Source organism: Paenibacillus favisporus, from assembly GCF_040545415.1.
GTDB classification, from domain to species: Bacteria; Bacillota; Bacilli; order Paenibacillales; family Paenibacillaceae; genus Paenibacillus_AQ; species Paenibacillus_AQ favisporus.
This window is the reverse complement of sequence record NZ_JBEPLV010000001.1, coordinates 451,583-469,239: the sequence shown is the minus strand read 5'-3', so window position 1 is coordinate 469,239 and position 17,657 is coordinate 451,583. Positions and strand designations below refer to the sequence as shown.

General features: G+C 55.2%; 17 protein-coding genes. 2 read left to right on the top strand and 15 right to left on the bottom strand.

What is annotated here, in order from left to right:
• Positions 1-7: 7 nt before the first annotated feature.
• The 3 genes from ABID47_RS02190 to ABID47_RS02180 all read right to left on the bottom strand — a co-directional run bounded on the left by ABID47_RS02190 (position 8) and on the right by ABID47_RS02180 (position 4,878).
• Positions 8-2,242 carry a hypothetical protein gene (locus ABID47_RS02190; protein WP_435530581.1) on the bottom strand — a complete coding sequence of 745 codons (2,235 nt, stop codon included), beginning with the start codon at positions 2,240-2,242 and terminating at the stop codon, positions 8-10.
• Positions 2,243-3,112: 870 nt separating this feature from the next.
• Positions 3,113-3,613, bottom strand: coding sequence for a hypothetical protein (locus tag ABID47_RS02185; RefSeq protein ID WP_076169954.1), 501 nt, complete (start codon positions 3,611-3,613; stop codon positions 3,113-3,115).
• Positions 3,610-4,878 (bottom strand): DNA polymerase IV, encoded by a 1,269-nt coding sequence (locus ABID47_RS02180; protein WP_354494769.1) that lies wholly within the window; start codon positions 4,876-4,878, stop codon positions 3,610-3,612. The genes ABID47_RS02185 and ABID47_RS02180 overlap by 4 nt, the downstream gene beginning before the upstream one ends.
• Before the next feature lie 301 nt (positions 4,879-5,179).
• On the opposite strand from ABID47_RS02180, the gene ABID47_RS02175 reads away from it, so the two are divergent.
• Positions 5,180-5,854, top strand: a complete 675-nt coding sequence (locus ABID47_RS02175; protein ID WP_105444601.1) for an SOS response-associated peptidase — start codon at positions 5,180-5,182, stop codon at positions 5,852-5,854.
• Between the two features lie 126 nt (positions 5,855-5,980).
• Here the strand turns inward: ABID47_RS02175 and ABID47_RS02170 are convergent, their stop codons facing one another.
• From ABID47_RS02170 to ABID47_RS02135, 8 genes are all read right to left on the bottom strand, one after another.
• Positions 5,981-6,367: a cupredoxin domain-containing protein gene (locus tag ABID47_RS02170; RefSeq protein WP_354494766.1), complete on the bottom strand. Its 387-nt coding sequence runs from the start codon at positions 6,365-6,367 to the stop codon at positions 5,981-5,983.
• A gap of 41 nt (positions 6,368-6,408) precedes the next feature.
• Positions 6,409-6,600 carry a twin-arginine translocase TatA/TatE family subunit gene (locus tag ABID47_RS02165; RefSeq protein WP_354494764.1) on the bottom strand — a complete coding sequence of 64 codons (192 nt, stop codon included), beginning with the start codon at positions 6,598-6,600 and terminating at the stop codon, positions 6,409-6,411.
• A gap of 65 nt (positions 6,601-6,665) precedes the next feature.
• Positions 6,666-8,345, bottom strand: a complete 1,680-nt coding sequence (locus tag ABID47_RS02160) for a GMC family oxidoreductase (RefSeq protein WP_354495679.1) — start codon at positions 8,343-8,345, stop codon at positions 6,666-6,668.
• Positions 8,346-8,412: 67 nt separating this feature from the next.
• Positions 8,413-9,201 carry a gluconate 2-dehydrogenase subunit 3 family protein gene (locus ABID47_RS02155; protein WP_354494762.1) on the bottom strand — a complete coding sequence of 263 codons (789 nt, stop codon included), beginning with the start codon at positions 9,199-9,201 and terminating at the stop codon, positions 8,413-8,415.
• A 307-nt stretch (positions 9,202-9,508) separates the two neighbouring features.
• Positions 9,509-9,796 (bottom strand): stage VI sporulation protein F, encoded by a 288-nt coding sequence (locus ABID47_RS02150; RefSeq protein ID WP_076169947.1) that lies wholly within the window; start codon positions 9,794-9,796, stop codon positions 9,509-9,511.
• Between the two features lie 62 nt (positions 9,797-9,858).
• The gene (gene recG, locus ABID47_RS02145; protein ID WP_354494760.1) at positions 9,859-11,910 is read right to left on the bottom strand and encodes an ATP-dependent DNA helicase RecG; all 2,052 of its coding nucleotides are present in this window, start codon (positions 11,908-11,910) and stop codon (positions 9,859-9,861) included.
• A gap of 13 nt (positions 11,911-11,923) precedes the next feature.
• Positions 11,924-12,781 (bottom strand): DegV family protein, encoded by an 858-nt coding sequence (locus ABID47_RS02140; protein ID WP_354494758.1) that lies wholly within the window; start codon positions 12,779-12,781, stop codon positions 11,924-11,926.
• A 57-nt stretch (positions 12,782-12,838) separates the two neighbouring features.
• The gene (locus ABID47_RS02135) at positions 12,839-14,644 is read right to left on the bottom strand and encodes a DAK2 domain-containing protein (protein ID WP_354494757.1); all 1,806 of its coding nucleotides are present in this window, start codon (positions 14,642-14,644) and stop codon (positions 12,839-12,841) included.
• A gap of 284 nt (positions 14,645-14,928) precedes the next feature.
• Here ABID47_RS02135 and rpmB point away from each other — a divergent pair, with 284 nt between their 5' ends.
• Positions 14,929-15,117, top strand: a complete 189-nt coding sequence (gene rpmB, locus ABID47_RS02130) for a 50S ribosomal protein L28 (RefSeq protein WP_047910965.1) — start codon at positions 14,929-14,931, stop codon at positions 15,115-15,117.
• Between the two features lie 354 nt (positions 15,118-15,471).
• On the opposite strand, the gene spoVM is transcribed toward rpmB, so the two are convergent.
• From spoVM to rsgA, 4 genes are all read right to left on the bottom strand, one after another.
• Positions 15,472-15,552, bottom strand: coding sequence for a stage V sporulation protein SpoVM (spoVM, locus tag ABID47_RS02125; protein ID WP_036707696.1), 81 nt, complete (start codon positions 15,550-15,552; stop codon positions 15,472-15,474).
• Between the two features lie 150 nt (positions 15,553-15,702).
• Positions 15,703-15,963, bottom strand: coding sequence for a hypothetical protein (locus tag ABID47_RS02120; protein ID WP_354494755.1), 261 nt, complete (start codon positions 15,961-15,963; stop codon positions 15,703-15,705).
• Between the two features lie 4 nt (positions 15,964-15,967).
• Positions 15,968-16,630 carry a ribulose-phosphate 3-epimerase gene (gene rpe / locus ABID47_RS02115; protein ID WP_089548135.1) on the bottom strand — a complete coding sequence of 221 codons (663 nt, stop codon included), beginning with the start codon at positions 16,628-16,630 and terminating at the stop codon, positions 15,968-15,970.
• 4 nt (positions 16,631-16,634) lie between these two features.
• On the bottom strand, positions 16,635-17,549 hold the full coding sequence (rsgA, locus tag ABID47_RS02110; RefSeq protein ID WP_354494754.1) for a ribosome small subunit-dependent GTPase A: 915 nt from the start codon (positions 17,547-17,549) through the stop codon (positions 16,635-16,637).
• Between the last annotated feature and the right edge of the window lie 108 nt (positions 17,550-17,657).

Here is a 17,657-nt window from a genome sequence, read left to right as displayed (position 1 = left end):
AATTCTCCTACTCCTTTTTCTCTTTAGGGCCGGAAATTTTCGTAAAAGCATCCTTCATGATGTAATAGCTCTGCTTCAACTGTTCACTGTACTGCACCGTGTCCCACTGCTTCCAGGTATACAGCGGCAGGCTCTGCACGTTCAGCGTCTTCTGGTCTCCTCCGGGCCAGGACACGCCGCTTCCGTCACGCTGGACGATCCACGGAATAAGCCGTATCCCGTCGGTTGTGGTCGTGCCGAAGTAACTCCGTTCCTTCAGCGGACCGTAGTCGATGACCTGAAGGGAGCTCGGATCCGAGAAGCCAAGCAGCATCCACGGGATTCGCATCTCTATTAAATCACCGCTGTACTGCCAAGAAGTCAGCGAGTCGAACGTCTCCTTACTGCGGTCCGTCGTCCCTCTTTTCAGCGTACCAATCGTCTTGTCGATGAACGGATGCGAAAAGCGCGTATCCGGCGGATTCATGAGCAGGCTGATCGCCAGCTTCCACGGATGGAACGGCGCCGTGTTTCCTGCCTCGGCCTCTGGCAGCATCCAATAACCGTCTTTGCCGTACAGCCGCTGGTGAAAATCATAATCGGCCGCGATTTCCACCTGGGACTCCTCGTCCTTGCCGATTTCGATCAGCGTCTCGGGCGCCCCGCCTTCCAGCTTCCTCCCGGGAAGCTGCTTCGCGGACGGCTGGTTGCCGCCTGTGATCGTGTCGGCACCGATGTAGAGCTTCGACTTGGCCGGATCAAATGGATGATCAAGCTTCATGCCGATGTACAGGTAGCCCTCATCATGCGTGATTTTCATATCCTGGACTCCCGGGATCTTGCCCTGCCAGTGCTGTACTTCCCCTTCCGGGAGCCTGTCCCAGTCGGTGAGATTGCCGTCAATCGTAATCAGCTTCTCCTTGCCCGGCAGCATGCCGAGCAGGCCGAACATTTTCTCATTGGTCAGAACGTTGATCCAATAGGACCTCCGGTCTTCAGGCAGCTCCATCGGCATCGTGTTCCAGGTTTTCTTGAACCATTCGTCCTGCCACATGAAAAGGATGGCGCCAGCGTAGCCTTCGTCGTGAATGTCTTTGGTCAGGGATGCATCGATCTCTCCCTGCTCCTGTTCGTTATGGCCGCCCTGATCGCGCCCTCCGGCGCCAAAATGCGACACGCCGACAGAAGAAGGAACACCGTACTCCGTGACCATCAGCGGCATGTCCTTATACTTGGCCTTTAGCTGACGGAGATAAGCTTTGTAGGTATTGTAGTTCCCCTGGTCGTCCTTGATCGTCTGGAGCGTCGAATCCGTCCGGAAAAAGTCCGGGTAATACGGATAGACGTGATAGGCCGCGAAATAACCGCCTTTCCAGCCGGTAGGCTGAACATGCCGGGCATCAACGCTCACCATGTCTTCCTCGAACAGCGGTTCGCCAGGGTGGCTGAGCACATCGGTCGTGACCCAGTTGGTGAAAGTCACGGGATGCTCCCAACCGTAATGCTCCTCCTGCTCGGCCGTATAGTCAAGCAAGCTGGCCAGCCAGTTTTCGAACGGAGCCGCGTCTTTCGTACCCGAAAAATACTTGCCCTGATAGGCCTTCACGTCGCTGTGCACCTTGTTCGTATTTTTGACCATACCCGGGTCCCATTCGGTTCCAAGATGCCATGCCATCAAGTACTTGCCGGCATTCGCCTTGTACTCCCCGCTTGCCGCACCCTGCTTCTGCGGGATCGTGACATCGCCGTATACCGCGGCCACCGCTTTCTTGATCTCCTCTTTGAACTGTTTCGTAATATCCCCCGAATAGGCGTCCTGCTGCTCGATCAGCTGTTCTTCAGGCGACCAGATCCCCTGCATAAAATACAGGGGGTCGTCCCCCTTGTCTTTGTTGTACTTGACGAGAGCCTGATAGAATACGGGCTGGTGAATCGTATAGACCCGTATGACGTTAGCGCCCATGTCGTCAATTTCTTTAAACCAGCGCAGATAATCTTCCTCGGTCGCCGGCAGCTCCCCCGGAAAATGTCCCGGCACCGTGGCGCCAAGATTAACGCCTTTAACGAATATCTCTTTCCATGTCCCGTCCTTCTCGTACTTCAGGAAACGGTCCCCCTGGGTTTTAAACGTAAATCTCGTACCGTCCGGATCTTTGTAGGCCGCAGCCGTCGGGTTCTTCAACATCAGTCCCGCCGCCCCGCCTCCGGCTATGAGAACCGCAGCCGCCGTGATCCAAATAAATAGTGTTTTACGTCTGATCATCGCCTCTTCGTTCCCACCTCGTTTTCGATTTTTGCCTCATCGGTCCGGGGCTTGGCCTTCGCCTAAATCTAATTTTTAACTATTCGGCCCCGATCTGTAAACTAGGCTAGTAGTTGGAAATTTCCCACCCCGCCGACCTAGCCCGCCACTCCCTCGTGCGGACCATAGAGCCCTGCCATCCCCTGTCAGCCGGCCCCGTTACGAATAACAAAGAAACGTAAACCAAGCCTTGAGGCGACAGGTTAACTGGACATTTATACGCCTCAAAATTGCTAAAGTTGTGGTCTATTTAACAGCTTTATCCATAAAGATTACAAAATTGATACCATAGTCCGATAAAGCGACAGCGAAAAACCGCGTCACATCAACGTTTGCCAATTTATGTCACATTACAAAAATGAGAACGTGGTCCCGGGTAGGACCTCCTGTCTTTTTTTCACCAAATCATTCCAATTACTGGTTTTCAATTACCAGACTTTTCGTTCATTTTAGTGGTCCTTTCTCCCCGTTCCCCCGCTTCTTTTTGACTAGGATCATCGGGCAGGTTTTTCAAAAATCAATCGCTATGGGGGCTTTTTTTAAAATCGTAATTTGTTGAAATTTACCATTAGGGGCCTTTTTCCCGCCGAATTGCAAAACGTATGATCCCCCGGATTTCCAAAATAGGAAACAGGCCCCATTCCGTTCTTGGGTGTTCCACTCCCATACCTACCCTGGATCCCGCCGGCTGAACCTGGTAATTTCTGCTGTACGCTTCCTATCCATCGTTATGGCCACAGCGGCCTGGATGTCCGCCGATCCTGATCTCGCCCAGGTACGACAAGGCCAAAAGCCCGTTGTCTCCCAGACAAGACAACGGGCTCCATTCGGTTATTTCTGCTTATGATCCTGCAGACGGGCGTACAATGCCGTAATCAGCCGGTCCGAGTACCGTCCGATTCTTACGCTGACCTCCGTGCGCATATAATCCCGCGTGATCGTGAAGGTATCCTCATACCCATGAAACGAATACCGGTACCAGATCATCTGGGTGTCCTTTCCCTCCTGGGTCAGATCGATGCGCTCATCGAGCATGGTTTGCTCCACCTTGGACAAATCCTTCTGGATGTCCTGCAGCAGGACCTGGGCCACCTTCGAATAAAGGTGCTTCAAGGCCTCGCTTGACGCCTCGATCGCCTGGATCCGCTTCTTCACAATCGATATCATGACCGGGAGCAGGATTCTGTCCCGCATCAGCTCCAGGTCCTCCCTGCGGGGCGGCCGGTGTTCCTCCGGCTGCTGCGAGCGCCGCTTCAGCAGTTCCTCCCGGTGCTGGGGCAGCATCATGCGGCTGGATTCCCAAATCCCGTTATTCTCAAGCTTCTTGCTCATTTATAATGCCCCCCGATTTTCATGGACCGCTCCGCTGCCTGGCCGGCGCCCGTAAGGGAAGAGGCTCTTACGATCGCCATGCTGCCGTACCGCTGCTTGATATGGTCCGTCGCCTTTTCCAGAGCCCGCAGCCGCTCCTGGTCTTCAAACAGCGTCAGCTGGTAATTCCGGTCGTCGCTGAGCTCGCTCAGCATGACCCCGGCGCGCCTAACGGGCATGCGGTCCCAGTGCTTATAAAAAATCGTTTTTACGGCTTCATACACTTTGTTCGTGTTGTTCGTGGGATCCGGCATCTTCATTTGCCGGGAAAAGCCTGTCGGCGCGTCATAAGGGCTGCACATGCAGCTGACCGTGACGACCGAGCCCATATATCCCTTCCGGCGGCAGTCGCGGCATACTTCTTCCGTCAGCTCCAGCAGAATCGTGTCGACCTCCTTAGGGATGGCGTAGTCCCGGGGCAGCGTCATCATATGCCCGACCGATTTGGGAGGCTTGTCGAACGTTTCCGGGGTCACCTTGCTGTCGTCCATGCCGTTGGCGGTGCGCCACATCACTTCGGCCTGGATATCCGACTGCTTGCCGAACCGCGCCCGGAATTTATCCTTCAGCTGGGGAAGAGGCGTTCTCGCCACATCCCCGATCGTCGTCATGCCAAGCTTGGCAAAATGGGCCGTCATGCGCGAGCCCACCCCAAACATTTTATGGACCGGCTGCGGCCAGAGCTTCTTCTCGATGTCGGCTTTGGGCAGTATAAAAATGCCCTCCTTGTTCTTCTTCGCCCAAATGTCGGTGGCGATTTTAGCCAAAATTTTGTTCGAGCTGATGCCGACCCGCACCCAGACTCCCGTCTCCTCCATCACCTTCTGCTGGATCGACTTCGCAATGCTCACGGGGTCGCCGAAGAGAGCCATGCTGCCGGTCACGTCCAGAAACTGCTCGTCGATGCTGAATATTTCGACCAGATCGGTATATTCCTCGTAAATCCGGGTAATCTGAAGCGAGACATCGATATAATGCTGCATTCTTGGACGCATAATGACGAGATCCGGGCACTTCTTGAGCGCCTCCCCCAGCCGTTCGGCGGTGGATACCCCATAACTCTTGGCGATCGGGCAGGCGGCCAGAATGATGCCCGATCTGCGCATCGGGTCTCCGGCAACGGCGAGCGGCCTGTCTTTATACTCCGGATGATCCGCCTTCTCTACGCTTGCATAAAAGCTCTGACAATCGGCCAAAAATATAATTCTCTCCTTTGATCTGCTCAAGCGCACACACCCTCCACATCCACTTTGGCATTTCGTTAAACCGGTTTGGGCCGGGCAGCTCCGAGAAGCTCCAGCTCCCTAAAGACCGCTCTTCGAAAAAACGATCCGGGCCGCTTCCCTCTCCACGAAGCATGCTCACTCGGTAAGCGAACGTATATTCGTATTATATACCAAACACATGTTCTCTATGCAAATGTATTTTTTGACAGCCTTCCCTTGCTGCTGGCAGACAGGCTGGCGTAAACCGGCATCCCGCGGTACACTGTTTACAACGATCATTCCACAAAAGGGGGAGTGCCTGATGTGCGGCCGTTATACACTGACTGTGTCGATGGAAGAATTGATGCTGCGCTATGAGCTTGAGCTTGCGCTGAACTTTCATCCCCGTTATAATATCGCTCCGGCGCAGAACGTACTGGCGGTCATTCATGATGGAAGCAGCCTTCGCGCCGGTCAGCTTAAATGGGGGCTGGTCCCGTCCTGGGCCAAGGACAGCAGCATGGGGAGCAAGATGATCAACGCCAGAAGCGAAACGCTGGCGGACAAGCCGGCCTATAAGCTGCCTTTTGCGAGGAAGCGGTGCCTGATCCCCGCCGACGGATTCTATGAATGGATGAAAACCGACAGCGGCAAAGTCCCTTACCGGATTACCCTCCGGGGCGGGGGAATCTTCAGCATGGCCGGCCTCTACGACACCTGGCTTCAGGAGGACGGCAGTAAGCTGAGCACCTGCACGGTCATCACTTCCGGGCCCAATGCACTGATGGCGCCGATTCATGACCGGATGCCCGTCATTTTGCGCCCGGAGGACGAAATGGCCTGGCTGGACCGCGGGCAGACGGACGTAAACGCCCTGCAGAAGCTGCTCGTGCCCTATCCTGCCGAGGAGATGGAAGCTTACCCGGTCTCAAGGACGGTCAATTCGGTTAAAAACGATACGCCCGATTGCATCGAACGTGTGCCGGAAGGCGCGTAACCGTATATATGCAAAAAAAGCGCCGCCTTGCGCGAACCTTTACGGTCCGGCTGGGCGGCGCTTTCTCGATTCTGCCTCCTGTTTCGTCAGAAGGCAGTCAGGTGCTCCATCATCTGCTAATCCAATTTATTCAACAATCAGGGTCCCCTTCATATCGCTGTGGCCGGCACCGCACATGACGGAGCAGTGGAACTCATGCTCACCTACTTGATCGGCGGTAAACTCTGCAGAGCTTGGCTTCTGCAGGTCCACGTTGAAATCGGGAATGGCCAGACCGTGGTTTCCATCTTTGTTCTCCAGCGTAATTTTGACTTTTTCGCCCTTTTTGACCTTGATCTCGGATGGCTCAAACTTAAAGTTTGACGCCGTCACTTTGATTTCCTTCACGCCGTCCGAGCCGCCGGAAGACGAAGACTCGTCCGACGAGCCGCTCCCGCTTCCGCCGCTGCTTCCGCAGGCGCTAAGCACAAAAACCAGCAGCAGCGTAAGTCCCATCAGCATCCATTTTTTCATGTTAAATCCCTCCATTTAAAATAAATAAGTATGTTGTTCTGTTATCCTTCCTGGCGGCGCCCCGCCTCTTGCTTCTCCTCATCCTCTTCCGTCAGTTGCCGCGCAGAGCTGCGGAATTCGTGAAACGTCGTTCCCACCGCCTTGCCGAGCTGCGGCAGCTTGGACGGCCCGAACAGCAGCAGGACGAGCAGCAGCAACAGCAGCAGCCCCGGTACTCCGATCGTCGAAAGCATGGCCGATCCCTCCTTTTCCATGAAGTCGCATGACCGTCACGCAGTAGCCCGAAAGCACTGCCTGTTCAGACAAGCATGCCTCCCTGTTTCAAATACTTCTGGATCCCTTCCGCCGCCCGGTAGGCAAGCGCGCCGACGGTATCGGTCGGATTGTAGCCGCTGTTATGCGGAAATGCCGAAGCACCTACCACAAACACGTTTTCCGCTTCCCACATCTGCAGATAACTGTTCACCGCCGACGTTTCCGGGTCCGCGCCCATAATGACCCCGCCGGTATTGTGGGTGGATTGGTAAGGAACGATATTGTAAGGATCCAGCTTGTCCTTGACCTCCACATGGGAAGGACCCATCTCCTTCATGACCTCACCGGCCTTGTCTGCCAGAAACTTCGTCAGCTCACGGTCCTGATCTTCGAAATCAAACGTAATCCGCAGCAGCGGTTTGCCGTAAATGTCCTTATAGGTCGGATCGAGATCCAAATAGTGGTGCTTCCAGGGCAAGCTTGCCCCCTGCGTCGCTACGGTCAGTACGCGGTTGGCGTACTTCAGCGTGGTCTTCTTCCATTCCTTGCCCCAGGTCGGCGTGCCCTTCGGCGCCGGATTGTTCTCGATCGGGCGCAGGCCGTTCTGGCTGATCCGGATGCCCGCCCCGTGCAGAAACTTCAAATCGGAATGGTCAAAGTTATCCCCGTTGAAGTCGTCGAACTCCATCCCGAGCGCCCCGGCACCCATGAACGTGCTGAACTCTTCATCATCGTAAAAGCCGACCGCGCGCCCGGAGTTGACCTGATACGCATAATTCCGGCCGATCGTTCCCCGGCCGGTTTTCCGGTCATAGGGCGTTCCGAGCTTGGAGCTCAGCAGCAGGCGCACGTTATTCAGCACGAAGCTGCCGAGAATGACCACGTCCGCCGGCTGGGTCACCTCTTCCCCGGTCACCGTGTTGATGTACACTACCCCGGTCGCCTTTTTGCCGTCATGGAGAATTTCGGTCACGTTCGAGAACGTGCGCACCTCCAGCTTGCCGGTGGCCATCGCCGTCGGGATCACAGTCACAACCGGATCCGCCTTGGCGCCGTACTCGCAGCCGAACCGCTCGCAAAATCCACAGTACTGGCAGGCCGCACGGGAAACGCCGTCCGGGTTTTTGTAGTTCTCGCTCAGGTTGGCCGAAGGGATCATGTACGGATGGTATCCGAGCTTTTTCGAAGCCTCCTCGAACCTTTGCAGGATCGGCGTTTTTTTCATCGGCGGAGTCGGAAACGGATGGGACCGTTTGCCAAGCATCGGGTTCGCTTCCGATTCCCCGGAAATGCCGGCCATCTGCTCGAACTTGTCGTAATACGGCTCGATTTCATCATACGTGATTCCCCAGTCCTGCAGCTGCATGCCGGCGGGAATTTTGCCTTTTCCGTACCGATCGACCGTCTGGCTGTAAATCTCAAAGTCATACGGCAGGAAGCGGTGCGTCTGCCCGTTCCAATGCGATCCGGCGCCGCCGAGCCCGTCCCCCAGCAGGAAGGAGCCATAGCTGCGCATCGGCAGCGCCCTCATCGATTCCGTATTGCGGAACGTGATCGTTTCCTTGGACAAGTCCTGCATCAGTTCAAAACGCCGCGCATACCGCAGCTCATCATGATCCATGAAATAATCTTCCGTACTCCGGCTTTTTCCGCGCTCCAGTCCGACGACCTGGACGCCCGCTTTGGTCAGCTCGGCTGCAATGATGCCGCCGACCCAGCCCATTCCAACAATAACCACTGGTACTTTAGGTAATTTGGCCACGTCTGATGTCCCCTTATATCTGTGAAATTTATTCGCTCATGTGAGCCTGCAGGCTTTTCGGCTGGATCTGGACCAGCCCTTCCTTCGTAATCTGCTGGGCGTAGCTCATCTGGTTGCCCGGAAAATTCCGCATCTTCCACCCGTTCATATTCCGGTTGCCGCCATAGAGCGGATCGGCGTATACGCCCTCGATCGTCAAATTTTTCAGCATGTTGAAGAAGCTGCTGCTCGTCACCCCGCGCATGGGGAATTTGTCCCCTTTCTCCATAGCGGTCAGCACTTCGTCCTGCTGCTGGCCCTCAAGCTCCGTAAAAGCCTTTTGGTGCTTTTGCTGGCAGTAGCTCTTCAGTCCCTCCAGGCCCAGCGTGAACATCTCGTTGCGCTTCAGCCGCGACTGCTCCCCCTGCGTTGTCTGGGCCTGGACAAAAGGACCCATCATATAGTCCCGCGCGTTATACCCCCATGGGCCTGCGAGCTGATGATCAATAAAAAAGGCAACGCCCAGCGCCTTGGCACCGGGACCGTTCTCATCTTCGGGATAAATTCTTTCGGCCGCCGCTTCGGTCATTTTAAACTGCTCCTGGTTAAAGAACATCAGCGCATCCTGCAGCGAAGCCTCAGGCTTGCTGTCGGCAGGCGCCGTCTGGGGGGCCTGATTTTTCTCCAGACTGTCCGTCAGGACGCCCCCGAACACACCGCCGACGACCAGACCGCCAAGCGTCATTCCCGAGGCTTTCAAAAATTTCCGCCGGGATTCATCCGGTTCTTTCGACCGGGCCGGCTTGCTGCTCTTCCCCAATTTCAGTCCTGGCAACATGATCCCTCCAATTATGAATATTATGGATGCAATAAAGAAGACCACTTCGAATCAGTTACCCAAAATTTCTCTGTTTCAAACGCAATATCTGACATCAGACGTCATATTGCGACCAAATGACTAGGACGAACCTCGCGATTTCCATCACAACCGCCGGATTGATCTTCAAAGGAAGAGAGTCCGCAAATCACCTGACAGCCTAAACGTCAAGAAGTTCGGGCAGGTCTCGCTGCTGCCTGCTTTGAATACAAAAAAAGCCCCCCGGGTTTCTCCCGGAGGGCTGCATTCTAAGCGCTTGTATGCTTTTTTAGCGGAACATTCCCCACAACTTGATCAGGTGGAACGTATTGTTGGGATCGATCTTTTGGGCGATCACAAACCGGACGATTTGTCCTTCCTCGGCGCCGGTCAGCTTCTCGTTCAGGATGGACGATGCCGACTTGACCAGCCGCTGTACCCTGGCCGGATCCTGCAGGTCCTGTTTGTTTACGCCTTCGATCAATTTTTTAATGCGCTCCTTGGTGGCCGGATTTTTCATCTTCAGCTTGATCCGTGCGACCAATTGGGGGCTGATTCCGTACTGCTGATAACCCATATTGGCACCTCCCGTCTAATGCAGTCCAACTAAGTATATGACGGGAGGGGTTGTCCACTGACCTAATCGACCAAATCTCCTTGAAAAATCTGTTCCTGCTGCAAATAGTCCCGCAGAGGCCCGTACGCCGGGGAGGTCCAAAACGCCGGATCCGCCACGAGCCGGGCGGCGTCATCCCTCGCCTGCTCCAGCACGGCAAAGTCGCTCACCATGTCCGCCAGGCGGAACTCGGGCAGACCGCTCTGCTTCGTGCCGAAGAAATCTCCCGGTCCGCGAAGATCCAGGTCGCGCCGGGATACTTCAAAGCCGTCGTCCGTCTCGGTCATGACGTTCATGCGCTCCTGACCGACCTCCGACTTCGGATCGGCGATCAGCACGCAGTAGGAAGCGTGCTCGCCGCGTCCGACACGGCCCCGAAGCTGATGCAGCTGCGACAGGCCGAAACGGTCCGCGTCCATAATGACCATCAGCGTCGCATTCGGCACGTCCACCCCGACCTCGACGACGGTGGTCGAGACGAGCAGCTGCACCTCGTTTTCGTAGAAGGCACGCATCACTTCTTCCTTCTCGGCCGGCGTCATACGGCCGTGCAGCAGGCCCACCTTGTAGGAAGGGAACGCCTGCTGCATCTGGACATACAGATCGATCGCGTTCTGCACGTCCAGCTTGTCCGACTCCTCGATCAGCGGACAGATCAGGTACGCCTGGCGCCCCTGGTCCACCTCACGGGCGATGAAGCCCAGCACCCGGTCGAGCATATTGTGCTTGACCCAGTACGTTGTGATCGGGATCCGTCCTTTCGGGCGCTCCGACAGCGTGGACACGTCCATGTCGCCGAACGCTGTAATCGCCAGCGTCCGCGGGATCGGCGTCGCGGTCATCGTCAGCACGTCCGGATTGTACCCCTTGCGCCGCAGAATGCCGCGCTGGTTGACGCCGAACCGGTGCTGCTCGTCGGTGACCACCACGCCCAGCTTGCGGAAAAACACGTCCTCCTGGATCAGGGCGTGCGTTCCGACGACGATGTCGGTCAAGCCCATCTGCAGCGAGGCGAGCAGGTCCTTGCGCTTGCGCCCCGTAACGCTGCCGGTCAGCAGGCCGACGGTGATGCCGAACGGCTCAAACAGCTTCTGCAGCGAGCGCGTATGCTGCTCGGCCAAAATTTCGGTCGGCACCATCAGCGCGCCCTGATAGCCCGAACGCACCGACGCGTACAAGGCGATCGCGGCCAGCACCGTTTTACCGGAGCCGACGTCTCCCTGCAGCAGCCGGTTCATGCAGTGCGGCGAGCGCATGTCCTGCAAAATTTCGAGCTCGACCTTCTTCTGCGCATCGGTGAGCTCGAACGGCAGGCTGCGCACGAACTCGCGCATCGTTTTGTTGTCCACCGTATGGACGACGCCGTCCATACGCTCCCGGTTCAGGGCGCGGAACGCCTGCATTTTCAGCTGAAACAGAAACAGCTCCTCATAGACCATCCGCTCGCGACCCTGCTGCCCTTCCCCGGTATCCTGGGGCTGGTGGATCGTGGCGATCGCCTTTTTCCGCGGCATCAGATGGTACTTCCGCAGCAGTTCCTCCGGCAAAATTTCCGGGATCATTTCCCCGTACTGCTCGAGCGCCTGGGTCATCGTTTTGCGCATCCAGGTCTGCGTAATTTTGCCCCCGACCGAATAGACCGGCTGCACCGTACCGCTGCGCCATGCCCCCTGGTCCGGAAACTCCGATTCCGACACGGTCAGCTGCATACGGCGCTGGTCCCATTTGCCGACGAGCACGATTTCGCGCCCGGAGGTCAGCTGATCCTTCAGAAAATGCCGATTGAACCAGGTGGCGGTGAACATCCATTCCTCAGCCATCATTTTACAGCTGAGGCGGGACTTTCTCCCGTACCGCTGCAGTACGGGAACGCCCATCACCTTCGCCTGGATCGTAATTTTGTCCCCGTCCTTCACGTCCTGCAGCGAACGGAGCCGGTAATCCTCGTACCGGAACGGATAATATTCCAGCAAATCCTTCACCGTAAAGATGCCAAAGGCGTGAAGCTCCCCTTCCTTGAGGGCGCTCACGCCGCGGACCTGCCGTACCGATATTTGTTCAAGACTCAGACTCATGGTTATCCCTCATTTAAGCGGGCCATATAAACACGGCCAGCGTCCCGGGCCCGACATGGGTTCCGACGACCGGTCCGATGTTCGTCAGAACGACCTCCTGCAGCCGGAAGTCCCGCGCCAGATCCTCAAGCACGGGCTCGGCTGAAGCCGGGTCGGCCGTATGGCCCACTGCCACATTGATGTTTTGAACGCCGCCCAAATCCTCCCGAAAACGCTCCAGGATCCGGGCCAGCGCCTTCTTGCGGCCTCTGACCTTCTCCACCGCATAAATAATGCCTTCTTCGTCAATGGACAGAATCGGCTTGATGTTCAGCAGGTTGCCGATCATCGCCGCCGCCTTGCCGATTCGTCCTCCCTTTTGCAAATATTCCAGCGTGTCCACGAGAAAATACAGCTTGCGCTGCCTGCGCACCTCTTCAACGGAACGCACGATCTCCTCTGCGGTTTTGCCTTCGGCAGCCAGTCTGGCTGCATGCACGACCAGCAGGCCGAATCCGTAGGACGCCGATTTGGAATCGACGATCGTAATATCCGGGTCGCCATCCAGCATGGACTTGGCAATCGTGGCCGATTGATACGTGCCGCTCAGTCCGGAGGAAATATGAATGGAAATAATCGGCGAGCCCGGATATTCATTCATAATTTCTTGATACACCTGCATATAATCTGCTGGAGAAGCCTGCGACGTAGTCGGAAGCTGCTCGGACTGGACAAGCCGTTTGTAGAACACCTCGGCGGAAATATCCACGCCGTCTTCAAAGGTATCCTCGCCGAACATCAGCCGGAGCGGAACGACGTGAATGTCATGCTGCTTCGCGATATCCTCAGGTATATCGGCCGTACTGTCCGTTACAATTACCGGTTTGGTCATCGAATGGGGCCTCCTTCATTTTCATTCAAACTTCGATTTTCGGTCCCAAGGCTGCTCTCAAGATTCCACTGAAAAAATGTAATAGTACAGCGGCTGTCCGCCCTGATGCACTTCAATTTCCGCATCCGGGTACTGCTCTGCCAGCCACGCAGCCAACTCGCCCGTCATTTCCGGGTTCGCCTCTTCCCCGGCGAGAATGGTCACAATTTCGTCCCCGTTCTCCAGCATCTTGGTCAGAAGCTCCTGGCATGCAGGCAGAAGACCTTCGGCAGCCGTCACGATCTTCGAATTTTCGATGCCGATAAACTGGCCGGCTTTAATATCCAGCTGATCGATTTGCGAGTCGCGCACGGCGTAGGTCACTTGACCCGACTTGATCCGGCCGATCGCTTCCAGCATGCTGCTCGTATTCGTCTCCTCGGAATCTTCCTCCGAAAAGGCGAATGCCGCGGCAATGCCCTGAGGCACCGTCTTACTCGGAATGACCTTCACGCTGCGTTCGCCCTCAAGCAGTTCTCCCGCCTGCTGGGCGGCCAGCACGATATTGGAGTTGTTCGGCAAAATGTAAATATGGTGCGCGGAAATGGACGCGATCGCGTTCACAAAGTCCTCCGTGCTCGGGTTCATCGTCTGGCCGCCCGAGAGGACGACATCGACGCCCAGGCTCTTGAATATGTCCGCAATGCCCTGTCCGGAGGCCACAGCGATAAACCCGTAAGGTGCCAGTTCATCGGCCGGCGGCTCGGCGGGCGCCTCTTCTGGCGTATGGTCCATCGATTCGACCGGAATATCGGCAAAAATCTCCGGCATCGGCGCGATGTCCATCCCGGCCGACAGCAGATCCCGGTGCTGCTCGCGCATATTCAGAATATGAATCTGGGTAATTTCGCCGTAACGCAGCGCCAAATTCAGCACCTCGCCCGGTGCTTTGGAATGCACGTGAACCTTGATAATCTCGTCATCGGCAATGACGATAATCGAATCCCCGTTCATTGACAACGCTTTCCTGAATTGATCCTCGTCGAAATGCGTACCTGCCGCATCCCCTAACTTCCGGTTAATGAAAAATTCCATATCATATAAAAATTCGATATCTTCCGTTTCCAGGCGGGACTGCGCAATATCCGGGACTTCTGTCGCCACTGGCGCTGGCTTTACCTGGGTTCTTGCTGCCGCCGGTTGATCCTGGGCCGGCTGTACCGCACTCGGTGCCGCATAGGACTGGTAGTCATAGCCGCCTTCGCTGACGCTGTGCAAATATTGCAAAAATCCCTCGTAAATATAAACCAGACCTTGTCCCCCCGAATCGACAACCCCCACCTGCTTCAGGACAGGGAGCATCTCCGGAGTCTGGGCTAACGTTTCTTTTGCTTTGGCGAGCACCTGTTCCATGAGCTCCGTAATATCCGGTGTGCGCCGTGCCAAAAATACCGCATGCTTCGCGGCTTCCTTCGCAACCGTCAGGATCGTGCCCTCTACCGGCTTGACTACCGCCTTGTAAGCTGCGTCAACTCCGGTCTGCAGCGCCTGCGCGAACTGAACCGCATTCAGTTCATCATAGGTTGCGGCGTAGCGTCCAAAGCCCCGGAACAATTGGGAGGTAATCACGCCGGAGTTCCCCCGCGCGCCCATGAGCAGTCCCTTGGACAGCACGCCTGCGCTGTGCCCGATCGAATTCGAATTGTTTCTCTTCAGTTCAGCGACACCGACACCCATCGTCAGATTCATGTTCGTTCCCGTATCACCATCAGGTACCGGAAACACATTCAATGAATTGACATGCTCGGCATGCTGCTGCAATTGTTCCGCCCCAGCCAGAACCATAGCGGTAAAATCAGTTCCATTCAAAGAACGCTTACTCAATGATAAATCCCCTTCCTAGCTTGATCCCTAAGCCATTGGCGTCCTTATAAATACGAATCAATGCACGTTTTCGTTTCGCCATTCGTCCAATTTTCGGATAATCCTATTCAAAAAAATAAATGTTAATTGATCCCATCTCAAAATAGTATGGGCTAATCAACATTGTACTATAAGACACCCCAGAAATAAATGTTTTTGCAGGCGGTTGACGAAGCATTTTTTGCTATGATAAAATATACAAGTATTGTTTTATGCAGGTGTTTGGAGCTAAGGAGGTGTAATCTATGTCTCGCAAATGTTATGTGACTGGCAAAAAACCAGGCAGCGGTAACCACGTATCCCACGCTAACAACCGTAACCGTCGTTCTTGGGGTGTAAACGTTCAAAAGGTTCGTATCCTCGTTGACGGCAAACCGAAGCGCGTTTATGTAAGCACTCGCGCGTTGAAAGCAGGTAAAGTTACCCGCGTTTAGTAATGACATATAAGCAAAAAGCACCTAGTTTCCAGCAGGTGCTTTTTTAATGCCTTTGGCCGGTATCAGTTGGCAGCCATGCCGCTGGCATCTGTCAGAGGTTTTTTTTGAAATATAAGGGTCAATCCGCCTGTGTTCTTATACCGGCCTTATATTTCATCCGCGAAACGTGAGCTCCGCCTGTAAGAAAAACGTCTATTGATGCGCTCTCATGGGAAGACAGACCGCGTGAAGCAGAAGTTTTTCTTGCGATCATAGAATCGTTCAGCTCCGCTGATACTTGCATGATCTATGATCTTCCATAAGGCGAAGCCGTTTACGGTTGTGCAAGCGGCATACCAAAGGGTATCAAGATCAGCTTTTGTGAAACGTGTTTAAAAGAGCCTTCACGAATCCTCCCAAAAACTTTGGCAGCTTAAACGTATAAAATTTCATATCTCACCCTCCCCATCATTCTCATGTCATCACGGTATGGTATGCCCTGAACCAGATCAATGTTAAGACGGAACAAAAAAAAGGTTACATGAGAACCTTGACTCATGTAACCATATGTATGCTCAAAGAGCACGCCCTATTCCTTAAGCCTCAAGCTGAAGCCGGAGACAATTGATAAAATTGGTAGACCGACAGCATAAAGATAAACAGCAGGTAGTACAGGATCGAAAAGATGACGTAGCCGATCCTTAATCCCTTGCGTTCGTTTTTCCGGAAATAATAAATGGCCAGCACCACCGCGATCAGCGAGGCGATGGCATTAAACGGCGATTTCAGAACGGAAAATATACCGAGTAACAGGCCTGTTCCGATACTGGCCAAAGTCAGATACAGCGCGTCTTTGAATTTCATGAAATTATTTTCCCCCGACGCTGCGGCGAATGGCCGAAATGGCAGCGGCTCTGTCGGGCTGTGCGTACACGGCGCTTCCCGCCACCAGCACGTCGGCACCCGCTTCGGTTACCAGCGGCGCCGTCTCGGATGTAATGCCGCCATCCACTTCGATATGGACGTTAAACAGCGACAGTTCGTTGAGGCGCTGGCGGATTTGGCGGATTTTGTGAACGGTGCGCGGAATGAACGCCTGTCCGCCGAAGCCCGGGTTAACGGTCATGACCAGCACCAGGTCCAGATCCTCCAGCACTTCGCTGATCGCAGACGCCGGTGTGCCCGGATTCAGGGCAACCCCCGCCTTTACGCCCAGCTCTTTAATCATATGCACAACGCGGTGCAAATGCGTGCAGGCTTCCGCATGCACCGTAATGAAAGCCGCTCCCGCCTTGGCGAAATCCGGGATGTACCGCTCCGGATTCTCGATCATCAGATGCACATCCAGCGGCAGGGTCGTGTGGGGGGCAATGGCGCTGACGATCGGCGCCCCCAGCGTAATATTCGGCACAAAGTGTCCGTCCATGACGTCCACATGAATCCAGTCGGCTCCGGACTTCTCCGCTTCGGCAACCTCCTGACCCAGTTTGGCGAAGTCCGCCGACAATATCGATGGTGCGATTTTAATCATCGTGTTAATACCTCCGCTTCTTTTCTTTCATTTCCGTATAAAACTGCACATAATGCTCGTAGCGGCTTAATGCGATATCCCCGCTCTCCTTCGCCTCAATGACTTTGCAGCCCGGTTCGTGCGTATGGCTGCAGCCGCGGAATTTGCATAGCTCCGCGTAAGGCGCAAATTCCCGGAAGCAGGTGGACAATTCCTCGACGCCGAGCTCCAGGAAATCGAGCTGGCTGAACCCCGGTGTATCGGCGACAAACCCGCCGTTATCGAGCTCGATCAGCTCCACATGGCGCGTCGTATGCTTTCCCCGCCCCAGTCTCATGCTGATGGCGCTCGTCTCGAGGGAAAGTCCGGGAACGAGCCGGTTCAGAAGCGAGGACTTGCCGACGCCCGATTGGCCCGAAAACACGCTGATGACGCCCGTAAGGCGTTCCTTCAGCTCGCTGCTTCCCAGGCCGGAACGTGAACTCGTAACCAGAACCTCATAGCCGATCCGCTCATAGAGCTCCTTGACGGCCATTACCGGGTCCTGGGCATCCGTATCCGCGGCAAGCAGATCCTGTTTGGTGAGACAAATGATCGTCTCCAGGCCGGAATGCTCAATATGGACCAGAAATTTGTCAAGCAGGGACAGGTTGAGATCCGGTTCACGAACGGAAAACAGCAGGACCGCAAGCTCCGCATTGGCAACGGGCGGGCGGATCAGTTCGGATCGGCGGGGCTTGATCTCATCCACCATCCCCTCACCGTTCTCGGTAAGGGAGTACACCACATGATCCCCGACAAGCGGAGAGGTGCCTCTCTTCTTGAAGATCCCCCGTGCGCGGCACTGTACGGCTTCGGCGCTTCCTACGGCTTTTCCGTTCTCCAGCGGTTTGACATAGTAGTATCCGCTCAGAGCTTTCACGATTACTCCATCAGGCATACATTGCAAGGCCTCTCTTTCTTTCCGGCTCCTGCCGGTGAGGCAGGAGCCGGAGATAATATGATTTGTTAAAAGTTAACTAACTTTGACATCTATTCAATATGTCCG